Consider the following 24,712-nt stretch of genomic DNA (forward strand, 5'->3'; position numbering starts at 1 on the left):
ATTCATCAAATGAGATTACATAGAAATTTAGTTTTCGCGGTTATTGATAGCTTACGCGATATTTTTAATGAAGATGTGTATGCAGACAAAGCTGTTGAAAAAGCTTTAAAGAGAGATAAACGCTGGGGAGCACGTGATAGAAAGTTTGTTGCTGAAACTATTTATGATGTGGTTCGTTGGAAACGATTATATGCAGAAATAGCAAATGTAAAAGCACCGTATTCTCGTCCTGATTTATGGCGATTATTCGCTGTTTGGTGTGTACTAAAAGGAATTCAGTTACCAGATTGGAATCAAATTGAACCTACTCCTACTAGACGTATTAAAGGAAAATTTGATGAATTATTGAAAATAAGAAAGTTTAGAGAGTCTATTCCTGACTGGATTGATGAAATTGGTGTACAAGAATTAGGTGAAGAGGTTTGGACCAAAGAAATAGCTGCTTTAAACAAACAAGCAGAGGTTATTTTACGTACAAACACTTTAAATACAACCAAAGCTCATTTACAAAAACAGTTAGCTTCTGAAGGAATTGACACTGAATTTATTAAAGGATATGATGATGCTTTAAAATTAGTAGAAAGAGCTAATGTTTTTAAAACAGAGGCCTTTAAAAAAGGCTTTTTTGAAGTGCAAGACGCTTCTTCACAATTAGTAGCTGCTTATTTAGATGTAGAACCTGGCATGAAGGTTGTTGACACTTGTGCTGGTGCTGGTGGAAAGACATTGCACTTAGCTTCTTTAATGAAAAATAAAGGACAAGTTATAGCAATGGATATTTACGAAAGTAAATTGAAAAAACTAAAGGTGCGCGCTCGTAGAAATGGAGTTCATAATATTGATACTCGTGTAATTGATTCAACAAAAGTAATTAAGAAGTTACAAGGGAAAGCTGATAGAGTATTAATTGACGCTCCATGTTCAGGTTTAGGAGTAATTAGAAGAAACCCTGACAGTAAGTGGAAATTACAACCTGAATTCTTAGATAAAATTCGTGGTACACAACAAGAAGTTTTACAACAATACTCTAAAATGGTAAAACCAGGCGGAAAAATGGTGTATGCTACTTGCTCGGTATTGCCATCTGAAAATCAACAACAAGTTGAATTCTTTTTAGCTTCTGATGCGGGGAAAGATTTTAAATTTGTAAAAGACGAAAAAGTACTATCACATAAATCTGGTTACGACGGATTTTATATGGCTTTATTGGAAAGAAAGTAAGCTATAAAAAATAAAATATATTAAAAAAGGCTCGAGATATTATCTCGAGCCTTTCCTTTCAATCAACTATTAAAAACTAACTAATCACTAAACATTACCTGTTAAGTAACTATATGTTTATATGACGATTACTCTCTACTGTCGTTACATTAATTATTAGTCTTTAACATTATTTTAAGAAGACCTAATTATTTATTAGTTAATTACTTTCTTTTCTACTCCTACACTACTCTCTGATTTACAGTCTATTTTGGATTTTGAGTTATTTATAACTACATTTAACAGTAACTAACTAAAAACTATATTTTATGAAAGATTCAAACAAACCCACTACACTTTTTTGGATTATTGGTGTTGTAGCCTTAGTTTGGAATGCTCTCGGAGTTATGCAATATTTAGGGCTGGCTTATATGACAGATGAAGTCAGAGCCGCTTTACCTGAGGCGGAAAGGGCTTTATACGAAAATATTCCTACTTGGGTTACTGCTGCTTTTGCAATTGCCGTTTTTGGTGGATTAATTGGTAGTGCTTTTTTATTAATGAGAAAAAAGTTAGCAAGACCTATGTTTTTAATTTCGCTAATAGCTATTATAGTTCAAATGCCGTATAACTTATTTATGAGCAAAGCAGCCGAAGTATACGAACCTGGAAGCATCATAATGCCTATAATGGTGATTCTTATTGGTGTGTTTTTATTAATGTATTCAAAAAAGACAATAGCGAAAGGCTGGTTGTCATAATACTAAGAAATATAAAACTTTAAATGCTGTCTTTCTTAAGGTAGCTTTTTTTATTCAAATAGAACAAAAACAAATTCGGCAACACAGGCTGGTTTTTCTTGTCCCTTTATTTCTATCGTACAATCAAAAGTTAGCTTTTTACCATTCTGAAAATCTTCTATTAGTTTAACAGCACTAATTAAACGTAATTCACTATTTACAGGCACAGGGTTTGGAAAACGAACTTTATTTAATCCGTAGTTTAACCCCATAATTACACTTTTTACTTCAAATTGTTTAGAAATTAGTTCCGATAACATAGAAACAGACATGAATCCGTGCGCTATTGTTGTTTTTGTTGGAGAATATTTAGCAGCTTTTTCTTCATCGATGTGAATCCACTGTTTATCTAATGTAGCATTGGCAAAATCATTAATCATTTGTTGAGTTACAGTATACCACTCTCCTACCGGTAACTGTTTTCCTTCTATATTAGAAAGTTCTTTTAAATTTTCAACAACTAATTTTTCATATCCTTTATTTACCAAATATATCTTTTTTTATTCGAGGAAGCTCCAATTTATACTGTACAGCAATTGTTCTTACAAGAATAATTATTCCTGCAGAAATAACAAAAAGCACATCTTCATTGATGTTTAAAGGATATAAAAGTAGGTATACAATTCCTCCTGCTAAACAGGCTGACGCATATATTTCTCTATGAAAAATTAACGGAATTTCATTTGTTAGCACATCCCTAATTACACCTCCCATTACTGCGGAAGACATCCCCATAACTAAGGCTACAAATGGATGTAAATTAAAGTTTATTCCTTTTTGAACACCTAATAACGTAAACACACTTATACCAATAGTATCAAACAAAAACATTGTTCTTCTTAACGGTGCTATTTTACTTCGAAATAAAAAAGTTGCTGCAACAGCTATTAATATTGTCCAGATATAGTTAATATCTCCAATCCAGTTTATAGGATGTGCATTAATAAGTACATCTCTAGTCATTCCACCTCCAACGGCAGTAACAAAAGCTATGATAATGACTCCAAAAACATCAAACTTTTTTCTAATAGCAACTAATGCTCCACTAATAGCAAAGGCAAAAGTTCCAGCAATGTCTATGGCGTATATTACATCCATTTATATTGATATTTCAGAGAATTGTATTTGTAATGTTCTTTCTACTTCAGCTAAACGACTTCTTTCATTTTGAAGAATTAAAGCTAAAGAAACTCCTCTTTTCCCTGCTCTAGCAGTTCTACCACTTCGGTGTGTATAGTACTCTAGTTGTTCTGGTAATTGATGATGAATAACAAAAGCTAAGTTTTGAACATCAATTCCTCTGGCTGAAACATCTGTTGACACCAATACTTGTAGGTTTCCGTTTTTAAAAGCACGCATTACCTTATCACGTTCTTTTTGTTGCATGTCCCCTTCAAGAGCTTCTACCGAAAACCCATCTTCTTGTAATTCTTTCGTTAGTTTTTGAGCTCCTGCTTTGGTTCTTGAGAAAATGATTCCTCTTTCAGTATGTCTTTTTTCCAAAAACTTAATAATAACATCGGTTTTTTCAGGGATCGTAGTTGTTACAAACTGATGTGTAATGTTGGCATTCACCAATACATTTTTGTTTACTTCAACTTGTTTTGCTGAAGCATTCATGTATTTTTTTACAATGCTTCGAATTTCATCTGGCATTGTTGCCGAAAACAACCATGTTTTACGAGTACCAGAAGTATATTTTAAAATACGATTTAATTCTAATTTAAACCCCATACTAAGCATTTCATCTGCCTCATCAAGTACTAAGGTTTTAATATTTTTTAAATCTACATCACCCCTTTCTATTAAATCAATCAAACGTCCTGGAGTTGCTACAATAATATGCGTGGTTCTTTTTAAATTGTTGATTTGGCGCTCTATTTTTTCTCCACCATACACAGCTTCTACAAAAATTTTATCATCTACATATTTCGTAAATTTAAATAGTTGTTTCTTTATCTGTTGTACCAATTCTCTTGTAGGTGATAAAATTAACGCTTGTATATTGTCTTTTGAAGCATCTATTTTATGTAAAATAGGTAAGCCATAAGCAGCAGTTTTCCCTGTACCTGTTTGTGCTAATCCTATAAAATCTGAATTATTTTCAAGTAAATAAGGTATAGTTTCTTGTTGTACTTCAGTAGGAGTTGTTATTCCTAACTCTTTCAATCCCTTAACATATTCTTTTCGTACTCCTAATGCGGTAAATGTTGTCATTCTATAAATTTATAAGTGCAAAGATATTGTTTCTTTTACGGTAACAATAAGTTTGTTACCTCTTTCGTAATTCTTTTAGGCTTTTTTGTGTTAGCATCTAACAAACAAAATGTAGTTTGAGATTTTACTAACAAAGTTTCTCCTCTATACATTTCAAAATGACGTACAGATCTTATCCCTTCTGTTTTTCCAACCCAAGTCCTAAGCGTAACTTCATCTCCTAATACGGCTTGATTTTTATAATCAACTTCATGTCTAATAACAAACCACACATAATCGAAATTTTCAACATTTTTAGAAAGCTCTTTCCAATGAGCATCTGAAATGTTTTGCATCCATTGTACATATACCACATTGTTTACATGGTTATATTCGTCTATTTCTTCTGAAGTTACGATATGCTTTTGTTCAAATAAATTCATAAGACAAACTTACAGGATTGATGTTAATTATTACTTAAATCTAACTTTGTTTTTATTTTCGATGAATAATTCGTGTTAATTTAGTCAGCATGAATACAATCGCCAACGACCTAGGTACAAAAAGTATTAGTCAACTTATTTTAAAACAAGCTATCCCTGCTTCTATTGGAATTTTAGTAATGTCGATTAATATGATTGTTGACACCATTTTTGTGGGAAGATGGATTGGCGTACTCGCTATTGCTGCAATCACTGTGGTATTACCTATTGCTTTTTTAATTTCTTCTATTGGTATGGGAGTTGGAATTGGAGGTAGCTCTATAATTTCTAGAGCCTTAGGAGCAAACAAAGATAATAAAGCATTTGAAGTTTTTGGGAATCAAATTTCATTAACCATAGCATTATCTGTTTTATTCGTACTCTTAGGAACATTTTTTAGCACTCCTATTTTACAGCTTTTTGGGGCTAATGGTGATATTATAATACCTGCAACTGAGTATTTTAATGTAATTGTTTGGGGCGTTCCTTTTTTGGCTTTTGCTATGATGGGGAATCCTGTTGTTAGAGCAGTTGGGAAACCTAATTATGCTATGTTAACCATGTTGTTTCCTGCCATAGCCAATATTTTTTTAGATATAGTTTTTATAAAGTTTATGAATTTAGGGATGTACGGTGCTGGTTTAGCAACCTCTATTTCATATGCTGTAAGCGGATTATTCATTTTATGGTTTTTTATTTCAAAAAAGACTGAATTAAAAATTATTCCGAAGTATTTTAAGCTTAACTTTTCTATTGTAAAAGAGATTGTTTCTTTAGGAGGTGTAACAATAGTAAGACAAGGAACAATAAGTGTATTAACTATAGTCTTAAACTATTCTCTTTTTAAGTATGGAGGCGAAATTTCAATTGCGATTTATGGTATTATTAACAGAGTTATGTTATTTGCTTTATTTCCTGTTTTAGGAGTTACGCAAGGTTTTTTACCTATTGCAGGATATAATTATGGAGCCAATAATACAGAAAGAGTAAAGGAAACTATAAATAAATCTATCCTTTTTGGTACAGGTATCGCTGTTTTAATTTTTATTCTGATAATGCTATTTCCATCTGAATTAGTTGGTGTTTTTACAGAAGACGAAAAACTATTAAAACTTACTCCAGATGCATTAATAGTAGCTTTCTTGGCAACACCAGTAATAACCACCCAATTAATCGGATCTGCCTACTTTCAAGCAGCAGGTAAAGCGTTGCCTGCACTATTATTAACACTTTTAAAACAAGGGTTCTTTTTAATTCCTTTAGTGTATATACTTCCTAAATTTTATGGCACAAATGGTGTATGGATGTCTTTTCCTATTGCAGATGTTTTATCCACTGCGCTTACCTATGCTTATTTGAAAAGAGAAGTGAAATTACACCTAAATTAATCTAAAATACTCTCTCCATTTAAATTTGTAGTTAGCACATCACTCATATAATTAAAAAAAGGACGAAGTGCTTTAAAAGAGTCATCTACTTTTGTTAGAAAATCGGGAGCTAATACTTCTTTGTCTGTAAAACGTTGAATAGCTATATATCCTTTTTTGCGAATCAAATCGATATCTGGATGTTGCTTATCAAATCCTTTAGGAGCTGTTTTAAGCTCATCTCCTTCTAATTTACCTCCAAAATGTTGTACGTAGTTCTTTTCTTTTAAAATTTCTCTAATTTCAGAAGCATCTACTTCAAATTCCTTTCGAATACGTAAAAGATCTTCTTTATTAGGCTCCCAGAATCCGCCAGCAACAAAACTATCGCCTGGGGAAATATGTAAATAATACCCTCCCCTTAATGCTGGTTTCTTTCTATGAAAAGAACCTCCAAAATGTGTTTTATACGGTGTTTTATCTTTTGAAAAACGTACATCTCTGTAAATTCTAAATAGCTTAAACTTATCTATCTCATCATGCTTGTTTAAATTATCTTGAATGGTTTTGTATACAGCTTTTGCGTTATTTTGAGCTTCTGTGAATCGAGGTTTATGCTCTGTAAACCATTCTCGATTGTTATTTTCTTTTAAGTCTTTTAAAAACTGAAATGTTTGTTTTTCTATTTGCATAGTAAGTAAGCGAATTTGAACATCTAAGATACAAAAAAACTCCACTAAAATTTAGTGGAGTTTATGCTTTATTAATGAAGAAAATTATACGTTAAATCTAAAGTGCATAATATCACCATCTTTAACGATATACTCCTTTCCTTCTACTCTCATTTTACCTGCTTCTTTCACTTTAGCTTCACTACCAAATGATACATAATCATCATAACTAATAGTCTCAGCGCGGATAAACCCTTTTTCAAAATCAGTGTGAATAACTCCTGCCGCTTGAGGTGCAGTAGCACCTACAGGAATTGTCCAAGCTCTTACTTCTTTTACACCTGCAGTGAAATAAGTTTGTAAGTTTAATAACTTATAAGCCGAACGAACTAAACGAGAAACTCCTGCTTCTTCTAATCCGATATCAGCTAAGAACATCTGACGCTCTTCATAATCATCTAATTCTGTAATATCTGCTTCTGTACCTACTGCTAATACAATAACTTCAGCATTTTCATGTGCTACCGCTTCTTTTACTTTATCAACATAAGCATTTCCTGAAACTGCTGAACCTTCATCAACGTTGCACACGTATAAAACTGGTTTTGCAGTAATAAACTGTAAAGGCTTTACAAATTCCTCTTCTTTTTCTGTAAACTCTATAGAACGAACAGATTTTCCTTCTAATAATGTTTCTTCAACCTTTAATAGAATTTCTAATTCAACTTGTGCTTCCTTATTACCTGTTTTAGCTGTTCTTTTCACACGCTCTAAACGCTTTTGAACAGTTTCTAAATCTTTTAACTGAAGTTCAATATCAATAGTTTCTTTATCACGAATAGGATCTACTGAACCATCAACATGTACTATATTATCGTTATCAAAGCAACGTAACACATGTAAAATAGCGTCTGTCTCGCGAATATTAGCTAAGAATTGGTTACCTAAACCTTCTCCTTTACTAGCTCCTTTTACTAAACCAGCAATATCTACAATTTCTACAGTTGCTGGTAAAACTCTTTCAGGGTTTACTAGTTCTTCTAGCTTTTCTAAACGAGTATCAGGTACATTTACTACTCCTAAATTAGGTTCAATGGTACAAAACGGAAAGTTTGCACTTTGCGCTTTTGCGTTAGATAAACAGTTAAATAAGGTTGATTTCCCTACGTTTGGTAATCCTACAATTCCAGCTTTCATTCTATTGTTTTATTGAAATTTTGCGAGTGCAAATATAGATTATTATTCATAAAAAAAAACCTCGAAATCTATCGAGGTTCTAATATTTCTTAAGCTTTATTTATTAATCGTTATGCATAAAACGTTGTTTTGCTAATAACTCTTCTTCTGTTTCTACATTATCTTCATCAGGAACACAACAATCAACAGGACAAACAGCAGCACATTGTGGCTCTTCATGAAAACCTTTACATTCTGTACACTTGTCTACAACGATGTAATAAATTTCATCTGAAATTGGCTCTTGATCTTCATCCGCATTAGCAGATTTACCGTTTGGTAAAACGATATTCCCTGTTAAATCAGTTCCATCAGCATATTTCCAGTCATCTGCACCTTCGTAAATTGCTGTATTAGGACATTCAGGTTCGCAAGCCCCACAGTTTATACATTCATCAGTTATTATAATTGCCATAATTAATCTCTTTCAGTTTTGTAACTTTGCATTTGCAAAAATAGTTCCAATTTAATTTAGAACCAAAATAAATGGATAGTATAAAAAGTAGAATTAACGCTTTTCATAAACTAGGAGAATTTTTAAGTCAATTTTCTCAAGAAAAAATAGAGAAAAAAGAACATATAGAACATAACGAATTGTTTTTTGATGGATTTAAGCATCAATTAAAAATAGCAGGAGAAAATAACACCTGGTTTACCAGAGAAAACATATTATTCTCTATAGAAAATTGGGCAAAAGCACTCACTTCTGAAAACTTAACTCAGTGGATTGCTAACGAAAACTTAGGTAACAACGAACCTAAATTAGTCGCTGTTATCATGGCTGGAAACATTCCGCTAGTAGGCTTTCATGACTTTTTATCAGTTCTAATTTCTGGGCACTCGGTATTAGTTAAACAATCGTCTAACGATAAACATTTATTGCCTTTTTTAGCAAAATATTTAGAATATGTTGAACCTGAATTAAAAAGAAAAATCATGTTTACTGAAGAAAAGCTAACAGGGTTTGATGCGGTAATAGCTACTGGTAGTAACAATACAGCACGTTATTTTGAATACTACTTTAAAGATAAACCTAGTATTATAAGAAAGAATAGAAATTCTGTTGCTGTTTTAACAGGAAATGAATCTGAAGAACAATTACAAAACTTAAGTGAAGATGTTTTTCGCTATTTCGGGTTAGGCTGCCGCTCAGTTTCTAAAATTTTCATTCCTAAAGGTTACAATTTTGATGCTTTTTTCAATGGAATGTATCAACAACATGAAATCATTAACAATATTAAATACGCTAATAATTACGATTACAACAAAGCAGTGTATTTAATGAGTGAGTTTGATATTTTAGAGAATGGTTTTTTAATGATTAAAGAAGATGAAAGCTACGCCTCTCCTATCGCTTCTGTTTTTTATGAGTACTATGATAATGCAGATGATTTAAAGATTAAACTGTGGGAAGACAGAGAGCAAATTCAATGTGTTGTAGCTAATAATTTTATTGAAAATGAAATTGAATTCGGACAGACACAACATCCTAAGTTATGGGACTATGCCGATGGTGTAAACACACTAGATTTTTTAGCTAAAATTTAAAAGAGTCTCTACATAAATTTGCACCTTTGTGTAGCAAAACACAACAACACAAATGAAAAAACATAACTTTAGTGCAGGGCCTTGTATTTTACCTGAAGAAGTGCTCAAAAAAGCATCAGAAGCTGTTATTGACTTTAATAATGATAATCTATCTTTAATCGAAATTTCACACAGAAGTCAACCTTTTGTAGATGTAATTGAAAAAGCAAGAAGCTTAGCATTAGAATTATTAGGTCTTGAAAATAAAGGCTACAAAGCATTGTTTTTGCAAGGAGGAGCCAGTATGCAGTTTTTAATGGTTGCTTATAACTTACTAAATAAAAAAGCAGCTTACCTAAATACAGGAACTTGGAGTAATAAAGCAATTAAAGAAGCTAAATTATTCGGCGAATTAGTAGAAGTAGCTTCTTCAAAAGATAAGAACTTTAGTTATATTCCCAAAACATATGAAATCCCTACAGATGTAGACTATTTTCATTGCACAAGTAATAATACCATTTATGGAACACAAATGAAGAGTTTTCCTGAAACTTCAGTTCCAATGGTATGCGATATGAGTTCTGATATTTTTTCTCGTCAACTGGATTTTTCAAAGTTTGATTTAATTTACGCAGGAGCTCAAAAAAATATGGGACCAGCTGGTACTACCCTTGTTGTAATAAAAGAAGACATTTTAGGAAAAGTTGAACGCCAAATTCCTTCAATGTTAAATTACCAAGTATTTCTTGACAAAGAAAGTATGTTTAATACACCACCTGTATTTGCAGTATATACTTCTATGTTAACCTTAGAGTGGTTAAAAGATTTAGGAGGTATCGAATTCATTGAAAAAGTGAATGAGAAGAAATCAGCTCTTTTATATAGTGAAATAGATAGAAATCCTTTATTTAAAGGAGTCGCTGCTATAGAAGACCGAAGTCATATGAATGCTACTTTTACCTTAGCTGATAAAAACTTGCAAGCTAAGTTTGATAAAATGTGGCAAGAAGCCAATATTAATGGATTAAGCGGCCATAGAAGTGTTGGTGGTTATCGTGCAAGCATGTACAACGCTTTACCTTTATACAGTGTACAGGCTTTAGTAGATGTAATGCAAGAACTAGAAAGAATAAGTTAGATACAACGTCATTTTTATAATGGCATTTTTAATATAAAGAACGATGAAGATATTAGTGACCGATGGAATTTCCGTTAGCGGAATACAAGCTTTAGAAAACAAAGGTTTTGAAGTAATAAACACTAAAGTTGCACAAGAGCAATTAGAAAATTACATAAACGATCATGCTATTGATGCTATTACAGTAGGTAATACTACACAAGTACGACAAGAGTTGATTGATGCTTGCCCAAGTATTAAACTTATTGCTTGCTTAGGAACCGAAATGGACAACATTGATGTTGATTATGCTATTGATAATGGAGTTCATGTTGTGAATAGTGAAGATGCTTCTGCTACTTCAATTGCAGAACTAGTATTTGCGCATTTATTTGGAATGGTTCGTTTTTTACACCAGTCAAACCGTGAAATGCCTTTAGAAGGAGATATGCGCTTTAACGCCTTAAAAAAGCAATACTCGCAAGGAACTGAGCTAAGAGGTAAAACATTAGGTATTATTGGGTTTGATACTGTAGGACAAGAAGTTGCAAAAACTGCACTAGCTTTAGGTATGGAAGTGATAGCTACTGACGTAGAAATAGACAATGCAACTATCACTATTCCTTTTTTCGATGGTCAATCAGTAGATTTCTTTATTGAAACAGAAACTATAGATAATTTATTATCTAAATCAGACTTTATTACGCTACACCTTCCTGCTCAAGAAGGATATGTTATAGAAACATCTTTGTTTGACAAAATGAAAAATGGTGTAGGAATTATAAACACTTCTCATGGAGGTATTCTAAATGAAGTTGATTTAGTTAATGCTATTGATAGTGGAAAGGTTAAATATGCAGGATTGGACGTTTTTGAAAACCAACCAAGACCTGAAATTCAACTATTAATGAATCCTGAAATATCGATGACACCTCATATTGGTGCTTCAACTGTTGAAGCACAAGATAGAGCTGGAATTGAACTTGCTAACAAAATTATCGAATTACTAAGCGAATAATCTATGGCAACTGTAAAACCGTTTAAAGCTGTTAGAGCCACCAGAGATAAAGTCGCTTTAGTATCTTCTAAATCGTATGAAATTTATACTCCTGCAGAAATCGGTGCAAAACTCGATTTTAATCCATACACTTTTTTGCATGTAATTAATCCTGGATATAAATACCATAAACAAGATGTAACAGGAGAACAACGTTTTAAGTTGGTACACAATCGTTACTTAGAATTCAAAGAAAATGAAGTTTTTAAGCAAGATGAAACTCCTGCTTATTACATATATCAAAAAATAACTCCAAATGATAATTTCTGTGGAATAATCGCAGCAACCTCTGTAGAAGATTATCATAATGAAGTAATAAAAAAGCACGAAGACACGTTAAAAGAACGTGAGTTACTATTTGAAAACTACTTAAAAAACACAGGTTTTAATGCAGAACCTGTACTACTCACCTACCCTGATAACAATGTGATTAATTCTATTGTAAAGAAGTATCAAAAGAAAAGGGCTGAGTATGAGTTTTCTACATCTGATAAGGATTTACATTTTTTATGGGTGATAAGTGATGAGAAAGATGTTAAAGAAATAGCAATGGCCTTCAAAGATGTTAGTACCCTATATATTGCTGATGGGCATCATCGTTCAACATCTTCATGTTTATTGGCACAAAATTTGGCAGAGAACAATCCTGAACATACAGGAAAAGAAGACTATAACTTTTTCATGAGTTATCTATTACCTGAAAGTCAGGTAAAAATTTATGAATTCAATAGATTTATAAGAGACTTAAACGGATTAACTCCTGAAGAACTTTTAATGGAACTTGACACGCACTTTAGAATTGAGAATCGTGGACAAGAACTATACAGACCTAAAGAAAAGCATCATTTTAGTATGTATTTAAATGGTGAGTTTTATGCTTTATATTTACGTAAATCAGCTTATGAATTTACTGACTGTTTAAGTGAATTAGATGCTTATATTTTATATACAACCGTATTAGAACCTATTTTAGGAATTGAGGATATTAGAAACGCTTCTAAAATTGTATATTCTCAAGACAAATCTGACGGGTTAGAATTAAAAACAAAGGTTGATAGTGGTGAATTTAAAGTTTCTTTTGGAATGTTACCTACTAATATTCAAGAGCTAAAAACTATTGTTGATGCTGGCTTAATGATGCCACCGAAAACAACCTACATAGAACCTAAGTTAAGAAGTGCTTTAACTATTTATGAGTTTTAGTGTAAAGTCTGATAAACAATTATTATGATTACAGGAATTAAAGAAAATCTTCAAAAAATAAAGTCAACACTACCAGAAAATGTAACGTTAGTTGCAGTATCTAAAACTAAACCTATTGCTGATTTACAAGAAGCTTACGATGCTGGGCAGCGTATATTTGGTGAGAATAAAATACAAGAAATGGTAGCTAAATATGATGAATTACCTAAAGACATAAAGTGGCATATGATTGGTCATTTACAACGTAATAAGGTTAAGTATATGGCACATTTTGTTGATTTAATTCATGGTGTTGACAGCTTTAAAACATTAAAAGAAATAGACAAACAAGCTAAAAAGCATAATAGAGTTATCAACTGTTTGTTACAAGCTAGGATAGCAAAGGAAGACACTAAGTTTGGGTTACCTTTTGAAGACATTGAAACTATTTTAGCTTCAGAAAAATTAAAAGAACTTAAAAATATAAAAATTGTTGGTTTAATGGGGATGGCTACTTTTACAGATAACCAAGAGCAATTACAAGAGGAATTTTCATCGTTAGCTATTTTTTTTAATAAGAATCAAGAAAGCTATCCTAATTTACAAACATTATCTATGGGAATGAGTGGTGATTATGAATTAGCCATAAAAAATGGCAGTACTATGGTACGAATAGGGAGCTCTATTTTTGGAGTTAGAAATTATATTGCTTAGATTTACATAGATTAGCTTAAAAAAGGGGAGAGATTTGTACGCTATTTTAGACATTGAAACTACTGGAGGAAAATATAACGAAGAAGGAATTACAGAAATTGCCATCTATAAATATGACGGACATCAAATTATAGATCAATTCATTAGCTTAGTAAATCCAGAAAGAGAAATTCAGGAATTTGTTGTAAAACTTACTGGTATTAATAATAAAATGCTACGAAATGCGCCCAAGTTTTATGAAATAGCGAAAAGAATTGTTGAAATAACTCAAGATTGCATTATTGTAGCTCACAATGCTAATTTTGATTATCGTATTCTTCGTACCGAATTTGACAGGTTAGGTTATAAATACAAACGAAATACACTATGTACAGTTAGTTTAAGCAAAAAACTAATTCCAGAGTCACCATCTCATAGTCTAGGAAAACTCTGTAAGTTTTTAGGAATTCCTATGTCTGATCGTCATAGAGCAACAGGTGACGCATTAGCTACGGTACAATTATTTAAACTATTAATAGATAAAGATGTTGAGAAAGGTATCATTCAACAATCTATAAAGTATTTTGACAACAGACATGAAAAGTTTCGTATTCAAAGAATATTAGATAGTTTGCCTGAAAAAGAAGGTCTTTTTTATGTTCATAACCACGAAGGAACAATCATTTTTGTAGGGAGAGGTAAAAATATAAGGCAAGAAACTAACAAACTCTTTTTAAAAGAAACTAGAAAAGCATTAAAAGTAATAAAAAGAGTTAGTAAAGTTTCTTATGAAGAAACTGGGAATATGCTTTTTACCCGTTTAAAATATCATTTAGAACTTGAAAAGCTAAAACCTAAGTACAATATCATTAGAAAAAGAAAAATTACAGATAAAAACTTTAATCATGATAACATGCTTATTATTGATAAAGGTAGAACTCCGGGAGAGCATGCTGTAATTTTAATTGAGAAAAATGAAGTTGTAGGATATACCTATACCAATCTTGCATTTCAAGAAAATCAATTGTCTATTCTAAAATCAATGCTAACTTCTATTGAACACAAAGAGCTAGCAAAAACAATAATCAAAAATTATTTACTAAAAAATAAAGTGTCTAAAATAGTACGATTACAAGTTGAAAATAATTTGTAATATTGCTATAAAGCATTCAAAAACCTGACCTTTTGGATAATAAAACACTTAATTGGAGAGAAAAATTACACGAAGTAATCTATGAAGCAGATACAACTGCTGGTAGGTTATTTGATATTGCTTTATTATTTGTAATTTTAGCAAGTATTATATTAGTAATGCTTGAAAGTGTTGAAAGCTTTGACAATAAGCATCATAATTTCTTATACGTATCTGAGTGGGTTATTACCATCTTTTTTTCAATTGAATACATCCTTCGAATAATTTCAATAAAAAAACCAACAAAATACATTTTTAGCTTTTATGGTATTATAGATTTACTTTCTACTATTCCTATGTACCTAACGTTCTTTTTTGTGGGTACACATAGTAGTTTAATAGCATTAAGAGCATTACGTTTATTAAGAGTCTTCAGAATTTTAAAAGTCTCTAGATATATTGGGGAATCCAATCAATTAATAAAAGCTTTAAACGCTAGTAAAGCTAAAATTGGAGTATTTCTTTATTTTGTGTTGATTATCTGTATCATTTTAGGTTCCGTAATGTATTTTATTGAAGGGGCTGAAAACGGCTTTACAAGTATTCCTAGAAGCATTTATTGGTCAATAGTAACACTTACAACCGTTGGTTATGGAGATATTGCTCCGCAAACCGCTTTAGGGCAATTTATTGCAAGTATTACAGTAATTATTGGTTATGCTATTATTGCGATACCTACAGGAATTGTAAGTTCCGAAATGACTAAAAAAAAGGTACACCTAAACACTCAATCTTGCCCAAATTGCTCCTTTGAAGGACATAAAGATGATGCAAAATTTTGTTATCATTGCGGTACAAAACTGAACTAAATGTCTCAAAAAAACACATTAATTACGATTGTTGGTGCAACTGCTATTGGTAAAACAGCACTAAGCATTAAACTAGCTCAGCACTTTAATTGTGAAATTATTTCGTGTGACTCTCGTCAGTTTTATAAAGAAATGACTATAGGAACAGCAGTTCCAGATGCTGATGAACTTGCTTCTGCTCCACATCATTTTATTCAAAACAGAAGTGTTTTTGAAAATTATTCAGTAGGACAGTTTGAAAAAGATGCATTAAAAACTCTAAACGAACTATTTACTAAAAACCCTATTCAAATAATGGTAGGCGGAAGTGGTTTGTATGTAGATGCTGTTTTAAAAGGATTAGATTATTTTCCTGATGTAGACTCACAAATAAGAGTAGATTTAACTACTGAGTTAGAAAACAAAGGTATAGAACACCTTCAAAACCAATTAAAAAACCTTGATTTAGAAGCTTACAACACAATTGCTATAGATAATCCACATCGATTAATCCGTTCTTTAGAGATTTGTATAGGAACTGGAGAAACATACAGTTCTTTTAAAAATAAACCTAAAGCACCTCGTAATTTTCAATCTATAAAAATTGGATTGACAGCCGATAGAGAAATTATGTATGATCGTATTAATCGTCGTGTAGCTATTATGATTGAAAACGGTTTGATAGAAGAAGCTAAAAAACTACATCCTCATAAAAACCTAAACGCATTACAAACAGTAGGATATAGAGAGTTATTTGAATATTTTGAAGGTAACTTTGCTAAAGAATTTGCAATTGAAGAAATAAAGAAAAATTCTCGAAGATTTGCCAAACGCCAAGGAACTTGGTTTCGTAAAGACCCTGAAATTATTTGGTTCGATTTTCAAGAAGATGTAAATAACATTATCGCAACCATTGAGAGTAAAAAAATAAAATTTAACGAATTTTAAGGGTCGTACATTAACCACTTTTTTATATTTGTCACAAAACACAGAAATTTATGAAATTAAAAATCACATTTATACTCGCTTTATTTTTTATCGGATTTACAAATGCACAAACGAAAGTAGGTACAGTAGACAGTGAATTAATAATTAGTAAAATGCCACAAATGAAAGGTGTTTTACAACGTGTAGAAAACTATGGTAAACAATTAGATTCTAGTTTTCAAATTAAAGCAACAGAGTATAAAACAAAGGTAGATTCTTTTAAAGCGGAAGAAAAAATAATGACGGATGATGATAAAAAAACACGTTTTCAAGAAATACAGGTGCTTGAACAAGAAATGGCTAAATTTCGTCAAAACGGAACAGCAATGATGCAAATTCAAAGAGAACAAAGTTTACGCCCGTTATATAAAAAAGTAAGTGAAGTAATTGCTGAAGTAGCCAAAGAAAATGGTTATACCCAAATTTTAACAACTACAGGAAATGAATTTGGATATCTTGATGAGCGTTTTGATATTACAAAACTGGTATTAGACAAACTAGGAATTAAAGAGTAATTCTTTATGTACCAAAAACAAAAAGACTTACAATTACAATACGAAGGATTTTTACAAACACCTTTTCTATGGCATGGAAAAGGTGTTTTTGATTTAGAACAATTTCCTACTTCAACAACTCGAACAACTTCGTTTAACCAAGAAATCACACAAAAATTACGTTTAGGAAAATTGGTAGAACGTTTTGTTTCATTTCAATTAAACCAAGATACTTCTGTATCAATCCTTGCTGAAAACATTCAAATTCAAAAAGAAAAAATTACCGTAGGTGAATTGGATTGTTTGCTATTAAAAAATGAGAAACCAATTCATTTAGAAGTTATATATAAATTCTATTTGTATGATGCTACTGTTGGTAACTCTGAAGTTGAACATTGGATTGGACCAAATCGACGAGATTCTCTTATTCAAAAGCTAACAAAGCTTCAAGAAAAACAATTACCACTACTCTACTCCAATCATACTAAAACTTATTTAGATGAATTAAAGTTGAATGTAGATAAAATAATACAACAAGTATACTTTAAAGCACAATTATTTGTTCCTTTAAAAGACTTCGGAAAAAACTTTAAACAACTAAATAATGAGTGTATTTATGGATTTTATATTTACCCGAAAGAGTTACCACAATTTTCCGATTGTAAATTCTATATTCCAACTAAACACAACTGGTTAGTAAATCCATATTCAAATATTAACTGGTTAACTTTTGAAACTTTTCAAAATAAACTTCAACAATTTTTAAATGAAGAAAATGCTCCTCTTTGCTGGCTAAAGAAATCAAACGGTGAACTTTTTAAATTTTTTGTGGTCTGGTGGAATAATTAGTGTATTTCAAATTACTTATTAAATTTGCCTACAAAAAAATCTATGAAATATTTCAAACTCTCTTTTTTACTTCTATTCACTTTAACCACATTAACATCTTGTTTTGAAGTCGAAGAAGACATACTTTCTTGTATTGATGTCGACATAGCTTTTGAAAATGATTATTCTAAATTAGAAGCTGAAGTTTATTCGAGTAAGTATATAGAAGTTAACCTAATAAATGAATGTGACTTAGATACAAGAGTCACTGGAATAAAAGTTGAAGGCCAACACCGTGAAGACTTTCAGGTTAAAGGTCTATCAATAGGTACAAATATAACAACAGCTACTTACTTTGATGTTGTTTTTACTCCTACACATATAGGTACTAGAAATGTAATTATTGTAATAAAGCACGAGCTAGGAGAATTGGTAATTAACTTATCAGGTGAAGGAATATAACTTTTAGTAGTAAAAAACGCTTAGAAATGATTTTCTAAGCGTTTTAGTTTTTCTAATTATAATTTTGCGAATAATTTTTCTGCAACTAATTCTGATGATGCTGGATTTTGTCCCGTAATTAAATTACTGTCTTCAATCACATATTCTTGCCAATCTCCTGCTTTACTATAGATTCCTCCATTATTTTTTAACTCATCTTCCACTAAAAATGGTACAATTGAAGTTAATTGCACTGCATCTTCTTCTGTATTAGAAAAACCAGTTACTTTTTTATCTTTAACTAAAGGTTCTCCATTTACTTTAGCATCTTTTAATACTATAGGTGCATGACAAACAGCTCCTACTGGTTTATTGTTTGTATAAAAAGTTTCTATTAAAGCTACAGAATCTTTATTTTCAGCTAAATCCCATAAAGGTCCATGTCCTCCAGGGTAAAAAATAGCATCATAATCACCTTCTTTAACTTCACTCAATTTCATTGTGTTTGCCAATACAGCTTGAAGTTCTTCATCTTTATTAAAACGATGTGTAGCTGGTGTTTGAAAATCTGGTTCGTTACTTTTTGGATCAATTGGAGGTTGTCCTCCTTTTGGAGATGCTAAAGTTACTTCTACTCCTTTATCTTTTAATAAATAATAAGGTGCTGCAAATTCTTCAATCCAAAATCCTGTTTTTTCCCCTGTATCTCCTAGTTCTTCATGACTAGTAAGTACAAATACTACTTTTTTCATATTATTTCTATTTTTAAGTTACCCCAAAATTAGAATATGAAAATTGTAAAAAAATTGATGTATGGTAATAAAGAGGCTTATAATGTATCTTTTCGTATTCTACTTAAACTTTCGGTTGTTATTCCTAAATAAGATGCTAAATGATAGTTTTTAATTTGTTGCTCTATGTTTGGATAGGTTTGTAAAAACAAATGATACCTTTCTTTAGCTGATAATACTAAGTTATTTAAAATTCTCTTCTGAAATCGTACCGTTGAGCGTTCTAACTTTTTTCTAAAAAAATGTTCTATTTTGGGTACTTTTTCATAGATACTATCCAAATCGCTCTTGGCTACTTTTAACACAGTAGCATCTGTAATACACTCAATAGAAAGTACAGATTCTGATTCGGAAAAATAACCTATATAATCACTAATCCACCAATCATTAATAGCAAATTGTATCGTGTGCTCTTTTCCTTTAGCATCCATAAAAAATGTTCGTAAACACCCTTTTACCACATAGTATTGATAGTATACTTTTTCGTTAGTATGTAAAATGGTATCCCCTTTTTTATAGGTTACTTCCGAAAAAATACTCTCAACTACTTTTAATTCTTCATTTTCTAATTGAAGATCTTTAAATACATTACTAACAGATGTACACATTATAAAAACATTATAGTAGTAATCCCTCTAAATAGTGTTGCTCTATTTGATAAGTTTCTTTTAAATCTGAAATTTTAGCTTCAATACGTTTTTTATCTACTTTTTTAGATGATTTAGCACCTATCAACATTACATTTTTACGTGTATGTTCGTTGCTTATAAATTCAAAAACTTTCGTAGTATAATTATTCTTCTCTAAAATTAAAGCGCGTATGGTGTCAGTAACCATTTCAAACTGACGTTCTTTAAAAATTCCATATTTTAATAAGGGACTCTCCTGTTCTTTTCCTTTTACTTGTTTACGAATTTGTTTATGACAACACGGAGCACAAACAATCAATTCTGCTTTTGAAACCAAACCTTTGTATATAGCATCATCTGTAGCTGTATCACAAGCATGTAAAGCTATTAAAATATCTATTTTATTGTTATCGTACTCCTGAATTGGTTGTGCTACAAACAATAAGCCCTTAAAATCACACTTTTTGGCAATATCGTTACAGTAATTCACCAAACTTTCTCGTAGCTCAATACCTGTAACGCTTGCTGTATACCCTTTCTGATTCACCAAATAATCATACAAAGCAAAAGTTAAATAGCCTTTTCCTGAACCCATATCAACAATATTGATATGATTAGGTAACTTAACCGATTGTATCTGCGCTTCGATAATTTCTAAATACTTGTTAATTTGACGGTATTTATCCGCCATTTTAGGAATTACCCTTCCTTCTTTATCTGTTACACCTAAGTGATACAAATACGCACTATTTTCTGCTCTCTTTTCTTTAGGTTTATCGTGTGTTTCAGGTAATTTATTTTTAAAACTTGGTTTTGTGGTTTTAAAGCTCACCTTTTTCTTTTTTGATATAAAGACCAACAAATCGTTCGATAGTGTAAATAAAGTTGCAGCTCTAAATTTTTCAGAAAGTAAATTTGTTAATTCTTCTACACTTTCTTCAAAATCATAGTTTTTAACTTGGTCATTTGTAGTATATCTATATAAAAACTGAAAATGTTTTTCTCCTTTTAATTCAATTTGTCGAACATACACATTTGACAATTCGTCACTTTTACGAATAGGTTTACTTACCGTTAGTTTTACAAAATCATTTTTTTGAATACTATTTTGAAATTCAGTAAACAGTTGATGTAAGGCTTCTTTCATGTTGCAAAAATACTATCTTTATTTTACTCTACTTTGTAAAACTTCTTCAATATCAGTAATTGTAAAACCTTTAGCTTTTAGTAAGATTAAATAGTGATATAATAAATCGGCAGCCTCGTTTTTAAATAATTCATCATTATTGTCTTTCGCTTCAATAACTACTTCTACAGCCTCCTCTCCTACTTTTTGAGCTACTTTATTAATGCCTTTTTTAAAAAGTTTATTTGTGTAAGACGTTTCAACATCATTATCTATTCTGTCAGAAATAGTACTTTCTAGCGAATATAAAAAACCTTTAGAGGTTTCTTCTCCAAAACAAGAAGTTGTTCCTTTATGACAGGTTGGTCCTTCTGGAGTTACTTTAATCAATAAAGTATCATTATCACAATCTATTTGAATATCTTTTACCCATAAAAAATTTCCTGATTCTTCACCTTTTGTCCAAAGTCTATTTTTACTTCGGCTATAAAAAGTAACTTTTCCTTCTTTTTGTGTTTTGGTAAAGGCTTCATTATTCATATGACCTAGCATTAACACCTGCAAAGTAGTATTGTTTTGAATAACAACAGGAACTAACCCATTTCCTTTTGTAAAATCTATATTCATCGTATAGGAATATTTTGTGTTTTTAATTCGTTTTTTAATGTTGGTATAGGGATTTCACTAAAGTGAAAAATGCTAGCAGCTAATCCCGCACTAGCTTCGGTTTTGGTAAATACTTCTGTAAAGTGCTCTGCTTTTCCTGCTCCCCCTGAAGCTATTACAGGAATATTTACCGTTTTACTAACTACATTGGTTACTTCAATGTCAAATCCTTTTTTGGTACCATCACTATTCATGGAGGTTAATAGAATTTCACCAGCTCCTAATTTTTCTACCTCTTTTGCCCAACTCACAGTTTCTAATTCGGTTTCAACAGTACCTCCTTTAGTGAACACTTTCCAATTACCATTTACATTTTTAGTATCAATCGCAACCACAACAAACTGACTTCCGAATCGGTTTTTTAAATCAGTAATTAATTGCGGATTTTTAACTGCAGAAGAGTTGATACTCACTTTATCTGCACCTGCTTGGATTAAAGCCACTGCATCCTCTACAGCACTAATTCCTCCACCAACAGTAAATGGAATATTAATTTCTTGTGCTATCGTTTTTACTAATTCTACTAAAGTTTTTCTATTTTCTAACGTAGCCGTAATGTCCAGAAAAACCAACTCATCAGCTCCTTGTTTCACGTACTGTTTAGCCAATTCAACTGGATCTCCAGCATCTTTAATATCTATAAAATTAACTCCTTTTACAGTTCGTCCGTTTTTTATATCCAAACACGGGATAATTCTTTTCTTTAACATGTTTTAGCTTATAAATTCTTGTAATTCTTTTAAACTTATATTTCCTTCATAAATGGCTTTTCCTACAATGGCTCCTTCACAACCAATTTCTTTTAATCGATGTAAGTCATTGATATTGGCTACTCCTCCACTGGCTATTAAGTTGACTGAGGTTTTACTCATAATTTCAAGATATAAATCTAAAGAAGCGCCTTGTAACATTCCATCTTTAGCTACATCGGTACAAATAGTATTCGCAATACCTATTTCTTGATATTCACTTATAAACTCAACAACATCAACTTCTGAGGTTTCTAACCAACCATTAGTTGCTATTTTCCTGTCTTTACAATCGGCTCCTAAAATTATTTTATCCTTTCCATATTTAGTCAACCATCCAATAAATGTATCCGGATTCTTTACAGCTATACTACCTCCTGTTATTTGATTAGCGCCACTTTCAAATGCAATTCGAGCATCTTCATCTGACTTTAAACCTCCTCCAAAATCAATTTTTAAATTGGTTTTTGTTGCTATTTGTTCTACTATTTTATAGTTTATAATTTTACTCGATTTTGCCCCGTCTAAATCAACAACATGTAAGTATTCTATTCCGTTTGTCTCAAACTCTTTCGCTACTTCTAACGGGTTCTCGTTATATATTTTTTTGGTATTGTAGTCGCCTTTAGTCAAACGAACACATTTACCTTCTATGATATCTATTGCGGGTATAATTCTCATTTTAATTTCTTTTTATAACTCTAAAAAATTCTTCAATAATTGCTCTCCTACATCAGCTGATTTTTCAGGGTGAAACTGCATCGCATAAAAATTATCTTTCTGTATAATGGTACTAAACGGAGTAATATAATCACAGGTTGCTAGTGTGTTTTCACATACTTCTGCATAATACCCATGAACGTAATACACATCATCATTTAGAGTTATATTTTTTAGTAATTCAGCTGACTTTAATTCCGAAAAATTATTCCACCCTATGTGCGAGACTTTTTCTTTTGGAGGAAACTGTTTCGTACGTGCATCAAAAATGCCCAAACATTTGGTATTTCCTTCCTCTGAATATGTACACATTAGTTGTAGTCCTAAACAAATTCCTAATACCGGTTGTTTTAATGAGGCTATTAATTCATCAAGATTTCTTTCTTTCAAGTATTGCATTGCTGAACCAGCTTCTCCAACTCCTGGAAATATTACTTTATCTGCCAATTGTATTTCTGCTGGATTATCTGTGATAATACTTTCGTACCCCAAGCGAGTTAGCGAATTTTGTACAGATCGTATATTTCCTGCATTATATTTTATAATAGCTATCATATTTTTCAATTATCATTTATCAATCATCAGTTACCTATTATTCTCTTTAACCATTGTCTACCGATAATTGATTATTGTTCATTGTTATAAAACTCCTTTTGTTGATGGTAAAATCATCTTTTCTACATCTCTTTTTACAGCAACTTTTATAGCTTTTGCAAAAGCTTTGAAAATGGCTTCTATTTTATGGTGCTCGTTAATACCTTCTGCTTTAATATTCAAATTACATTTAGCACCATCTGTAAACGACTTAAAGAAGTGATAAAACATTTCCGTAGGCATTTTACCTATCATTTCTCGTTTAAAATCTGCTTCCCATACCAACCAGTTTCTACCACCAAAATCGATGGCTACTTGAGCTAAGCAATCGTCCATAGGTAAACAGAACCCGTAACGTTCAATCCCTAATTTGTTACCAAGAACTTTATTAAAAACTTCTCCCAAGGCAATCGCTGTATCTTCAATAGTGTGGTGCTCGTCTACTTCTAAATCACCTTTTACTTGTATATTTAGATCCATTTGACCATGACGTGCTATTTGATCTAACATATGATCGAAAAAAGCAATACCTGTATCAATCGTACTTTTCCCTGTTCCGTCTAAATTTACTTCTATTTTTATTTGAGTTTCATTAGTGTTTCTTTCAATAGAGGCAGAACGTTCTTCTAATTTTAAAAACTCATAAATAGTGTTCCAATCGTTACTCTCTAAAGCTATAAAATCATCTAGTTCCTCTCTTTTTACAGTAATTTCATCAGTTCCTAAATTCGTTTCATCATTTATGTAAATTCCTTGAGCACCTAAATTTTTAGCGAGTTCTACATCGGTTAAACGGTCACCAATCACAAAAGAGTTTTTCAAATCATATTCTTTAGAGAAATATTTTGTTAATAAGCCTGTGTTTGGTTTTCTTGTAGGTTGGTTGTCTTTAGCAAAGGTTCTGTCAATGATTTCTTCTGCGAACTCAATACCTTCTTCTTTTAAGGTATTCATCACAAAGTTGTGTACTGGCCAAAACGTGTTTTCTGGATATACCTCTGTTCCTAATCCATCTTGATTAGTAACTAACACTAATTCAAAGTCAAGTTCTTTGGCTATTTTACTCAATCCTTGAAAAACCTTTGGATAGAATTGTAATTTCTCAAATGAATCTGTTTGTTCATCTGATGGTTCTTTGATTAACGTACCATCTCTATCTATAAATAATATTTTTTTCAT

Annotated in this window: 29 protein-coding genes; 14 read left to right on the top strand and 15 right to left on the bottom strand. The window is 31.4% G+C overall.

The window, feature by feature from the left end; all coding sequences use genetic code 11:
- Nucleotides 1-9: 9 nt before the first annotated feature.
- Both Q0663_RS09960 and Q0663_RS09965 read left to right on the top strand, forming a co-directional pair.
- Nucleotides 10-1,221, top strand: coding sequence for a methyltransferase domain-containing protein (locus Q0663_RS09960; RefSeq protein ID WP_047788847.1), 1,212 nt, complete (start codon nt 10-12; stop codon nt 1,219-1,221).
- A gap of 308 nt (nt 1,222-1,529) precedes the next feature.
- Complete coding sequence (locus tag Q0663_RS09965; RefSeq protein WP_299010305.1) at nt 1,530-1,961, top strand: hypothetical protein; 432 nt, start codon at nt 1,530-1,532, stop codon at nt 1,959-1,961.
- Between the two features lie 50 nt (nt 1,962-2,011).
- Here the strand turns inward: Q0663_RS09965 and Q0663_RS09970 are convergent, their stop codons facing one another.
- The 4 genes from Q0663_RS09970 to Q0663_RS09985 are packed head-to-tail and all read right to left on the bottom strand — an operon-like array spanning nt 2,012 to nt 4,639.
- A complete protein-coding gene (locus tag Q0663_RS09970) occupies nt 2,012-2,488 on the bottom strand; it encodes a MaoC family dehydratase (RefSeq protein ID WP_299010308.1) in 477 nt (158 codons plus the stop codon).
- A complete protein-coding gene (locus tag Q0663_RS09975) occupies nt 2,478-3,098 on the bottom strand; it encodes a trimeric intracellular cation channel family protein (RefSeq protein WP_299010310.1) in 621 nt (206 codons plus the stop codon). The genes Q0663_RS09970 and Q0663_RS09975 overlap by 11 nt, the downstream gene beginning before the upstream one ends.
- On the bottom strand, nt 3,099-4,217 hold the full coding sequence (locus Q0663_RS09980) for a DEAD/DEAH box helicase (RefSeq protein WP_299010313.1): 1,119 nt from the start codon (nt 4,215-4,217) through the stop codon (nt 3,099-3,101).
- Between the two features lie 35 nt (nt 4,218-4,252).
- Entirely contained in the window at nt 4,253-4,639 is a 387-nt protein-coding gene (locus Q0663_RS09985; protein ID WP_299010316.1) for a thioesterase family protein, read from the bottom strand.
- An 89-nt stretch (nt 4,640-4,728) separates the two neighbouring features.
- Between Q0663_RS09985 and Q0663_RS09990 the strand changes: the two genes are divergently transcribed.
- Nucleotides 4,729-6,066 carry an MATE family efflux transporter gene (locus Q0663_RS09990; RefSeq protein ID WP_299010319.1) on the top strand — a complete coding sequence of 446 codons (1,338 nt, stop codon included), beginning with the start codon at nt 4,729-4,731 and terminating at the stop codon, nt 6,064-6,066.
- Here Q0663_RS09990 and Q0663_RS09995 read toward each other — a convergent pair.
- The 3 genes from Q0663_RS09995 to Q0663_RS10005 form a co-directional block, all read right to left on the bottom strand.
- Nucleotides 6,063-6,737: a DUF2461 domain-containing protein gene (locus Q0663_RS09995; RefSeq protein WP_047788854.1), complete on the bottom strand. Its 675-nt coding sequence runs from the start codon at nt 6,735-6,737 to the stop codon at nt 6,063-6,065. The two genes, Q0663_RS09990 and Q0663_RS09995, sit on opposite strands and share 4 nt — an antisense overlap.
- 84 nt (nt 6,738-6,821) lie before the next feature.
- Nucleotides 6,822-7,913 (bottom strand): redox-regulated ATPase YchF, encoded by a 1,092-nt coding sequence (gene ychF, locus Q0663_RS10000; RefSeq protein ID WP_073184091.1) that lies wholly within the window; start codon nt 7,911-7,913, stop codon nt 6,822-6,824.
- 103 nt (nt 7,914-8,016) lie between these two features.
- The gene (locus Q0663_RS10005) at nt 8,017-8,367 is read right to left on the bottom strand and encodes a 4Fe-4S dicluster domain-containing protein (protein WP_047788857.1); all 351 of its coding nucleotides are present in this window, start codon (nt 8,365-8,367) and stop codon (nt 8,017-8,019) included.
- A gap of 71 nt (nt 8,368-8,438) precedes the next feature.
- Here Q0663_RS10005 and Q0663_RS10010 point away from each other — a divergent pair, with 71 nt between their 5' ends.
- From Q0663_RS10010 to Q0663_RS10060, 11 genes are read left to right on the top strand one after another with little or no spacing between them, the layout of a single operon-like run.
- Nucleotides 8,439-9,500, top strand: a complete 1,062-nt coding sequence (locus tag Q0663_RS10010; RefSeq protein ID WP_299010334.1) for an acyl-CoA reductase — start codon at nt 8,439-8,441, stop codon at nt 9,498-9,500.
- Nucleotides 9,501-9,552: 52 nt separating this feature from the next.
- Nucleotides 9,553-10,617, top strand: coding sequence for a 3-phosphoserine/phosphohydroxythreonine transaminase (gene serC / locus Q0663_RS10015; protein ID WP_299010337.1), 1,065 nt, complete (start codon nt 9,553-9,555; stop codon nt 10,615-10,617).
- A gap of 43 nt (nt 10,618-10,660) precedes the next feature.
- The gene (locus Q0663_RS10020) at nt 10,661-11,614 is read left to right on the top strand and encodes a D-2-hydroxyacid dehydrogenase (RefSeq protein WP_299010340.1); all 954 of its coding nucleotides are present in this window, start codon (nt 10,661-10,663) and stop codon (nt 11,612-11,614) included.
- Between the two features lie 3 nt (nt 11,615-11,617).
- Nucleotides 11,618-12,856 (top strand): DUF1015 domain-containing protein, encoded by a 1,239-nt coding sequence (locus Q0663_RS10025; protein WP_299010343.1) that lies wholly within the window; start codon nt 11,618-11,620, stop codon nt 12,854-12,856.
- A gap of 24 nt (nt 12,857-12,880) precedes the next feature.
- Nucleotides 12,881-13,549 carry a YggS family pyridoxal phosphate-dependent enzyme gene (locus tag Q0663_RS10030; RefSeq protein ID WP_299010346.1) on the top strand — a complete coding sequence of 223 codons (669 nt, stop codon included), beginning with the start codon at nt 12,881-12,883 and terminating at the stop codon, nt 13,547-13,549.
- Between the two features lie 34 nt (nt 13,550-13,583).
- A complete protein-coding gene (locus Q0663_RS10035; RefSeq protein ID WP_299010349.1) occupies nt 13,584-14,681 on the top strand; it encodes an exonuclease domain-containing protein in 1,098 nt (365 codons plus the stop codon).
- Between the two features lie 32 nt (nt 14,682-14,713).
- Entirely contained in the window at nt 14,714-15,529 is an 816-nt protein-coding gene (locus tag Q0663_RS10040) for an ion transporter (RefSeq protein WP_299010352.1), read from the top strand.
- Nucleotides 15,530-16,456 carry a tRNA (adenosine(37)-N6)-dimethylallyltransferase MiaA gene (gene miaA, locus Q0663_RS10045; protein WP_299010355.1) on the top strand — a complete coding sequence of 309 codons (927 nt, stop codon included), beginning with the start codon at nt 15,530-15,532 and terminating at the stop codon, nt 16,454-16,456.
- Nucleotides 16,457-16,506: 50 nt separating this feature from the next.
- Nucleotides 16,507-17,010, top strand: a complete 504-nt coding sequence (locus Q0663_RS10050) for an OmpH family outer membrane protein (protein WP_299010358.1) — start codon at nt 16,507-16,509, stop codon at nt 17,008-17,010.
- Nucleotides 17,011-17,016: 6 nt separating this feature from the next.
- Entirely contained in the window at nt 17,017-17,838 is an 822-nt protein-coding gene (locus Q0663_RS10055; protein WP_299010361.1) for a DUF1853 family protein, read from the top strand.
- A 42-nt stretch (nt 17,839-17,880) separates the two neighbouring features.
- The gene (locus Q0663_RS10060) at nt 17,881-18,279 is read left to right on the top strand and encodes a hypothetical protein (protein WP_299010364.1); all 399 of its coding nucleotides are present in this window, start codon (nt 17,881-17,883) and stop codon (nt 18,277-18,279) included.
- A 56-nt stretch (nt 18,280-18,335) separates the two neighbouring features.
- Here Q0663_RS10060 and Q0663_RS10065 read toward each other — a convergent pair whose 3' ends face one another.
- From Q0663_RS10065 to hisB, 8 genes are all read right to left on the bottom strand, one after another.
- A complete protein-coding gene (locus Q0663_RS10065) occupies nt 18,336-19,010 on the bottom strand; it encodes a type 1 glutamine amidotransferase domain-containing protein (protein WP_299010367.1) in 675 nt (224 codons plus the stop codon).
- 77 nt (nt 19,011-19,087) lie between these two features.
- Nucleotides 19,088-19,657 (bottom strand): Crp/Fnr family transcriptional regulator, encoded by a 570-nt coding sequence (locus tag Q0663_RS10070; protein ID WP_299010370.1) that lies wholly within the window; start codon nt 19,655-19,657, stop codon nt 19,088-19,090.
- A gap of 10 nt (nt 19,658-19,667) precedes the next feature.
- A complete protein-coding gene (locus Q0663_RS10075; RefSeq protein WP_299010373.1) occupies nt 19,668-20,825 on the bottom strand; it encodes an SAM-dependent methyltransferase in 1,158 nt (385 codons plus the stop codon).
- Nucleotides 20,826-20,843: 18 nt separating this feature from the next.
- On the bottom strand, nt 20,844-21,431 hold the full coding sequence (hisIE, locus tag Q0663_RS10080) for a bifunctional phosphoribosyl-AMP cyclohydrolase/phosphoribosyl-ATP diphosphatase HisIE (protein ID WP_299010376.1): 588 nt from the start codon (nt 21,429-21,431) through the stop codon (nt 20,844-20,846).
- The gene (hisF, locus tag Q0663_RS10085; protein WP_299010379.1) at nt 21,428-22,180 is read right to left on the bottom strand and encodes an imidazole glycerol phosphate synthase subunit HisF; all 753 of its coding nucleotides are present in this window, start codon (nt 22,178-22,180) and stop codon (nt 21,428-21,430) included. Before hisF ends, hisIE begins: the two co-directional genes overlap by 4 nt.
- A 3-nt stretch (nt 22,181-22,183) precedes the next feature.
- Nucleotides 22,184-22,900, bottom strand: coding sequence for a 1-(5-phosphoribosyl)-5-[(5-phosphoribosylamino)methylideneamino]imidazole-4-carboxamide isomerase (hisA, locus tag Q0663_RS10090; protein WP_299010382.1), 717 nt, complete (start codon nt 22,898-22,900; stop codon nt 22,184-22,186).
- Nucleotides 22,901-22,912: 12 nt separating this feature from the next.
- A complete protein-coding gene (hisH, locus tag Q0663_RS10095) occupies nt 22,913-23,494 on the bottom strand; it encodes an imidazole glycerol phosphate synthase subunit HisH (RefSeq protein WP_299010385.1) in 582 nt (193 codons plus the stop codon).
- 84 nt (nt 23,495-23,578) lie between these two features.
- Complete coding sequence (hisB, locus tag Q0663_RS10100; protein ID WP_299010388.1) at nt 23,579-24,712, bottom strand: bifunctional histidinol-phosphatase/imidazoleglycerol-phosphate dehydratase HisB; 1,134 nt, start codon at nt 24,710-24,712, stop codon at nt 23,579-23,581.

The sequence above is a fragment of the uncultured Tenacibaculum sp. genome, from assembly GCF_947504135.1.
In the GTDB taxonomy this organism is placed as follows: Bacteria; Bacteroidota; Bacteroidia; order Flavobacteriales; family Flavobacteriaceae; genus Polaribacter.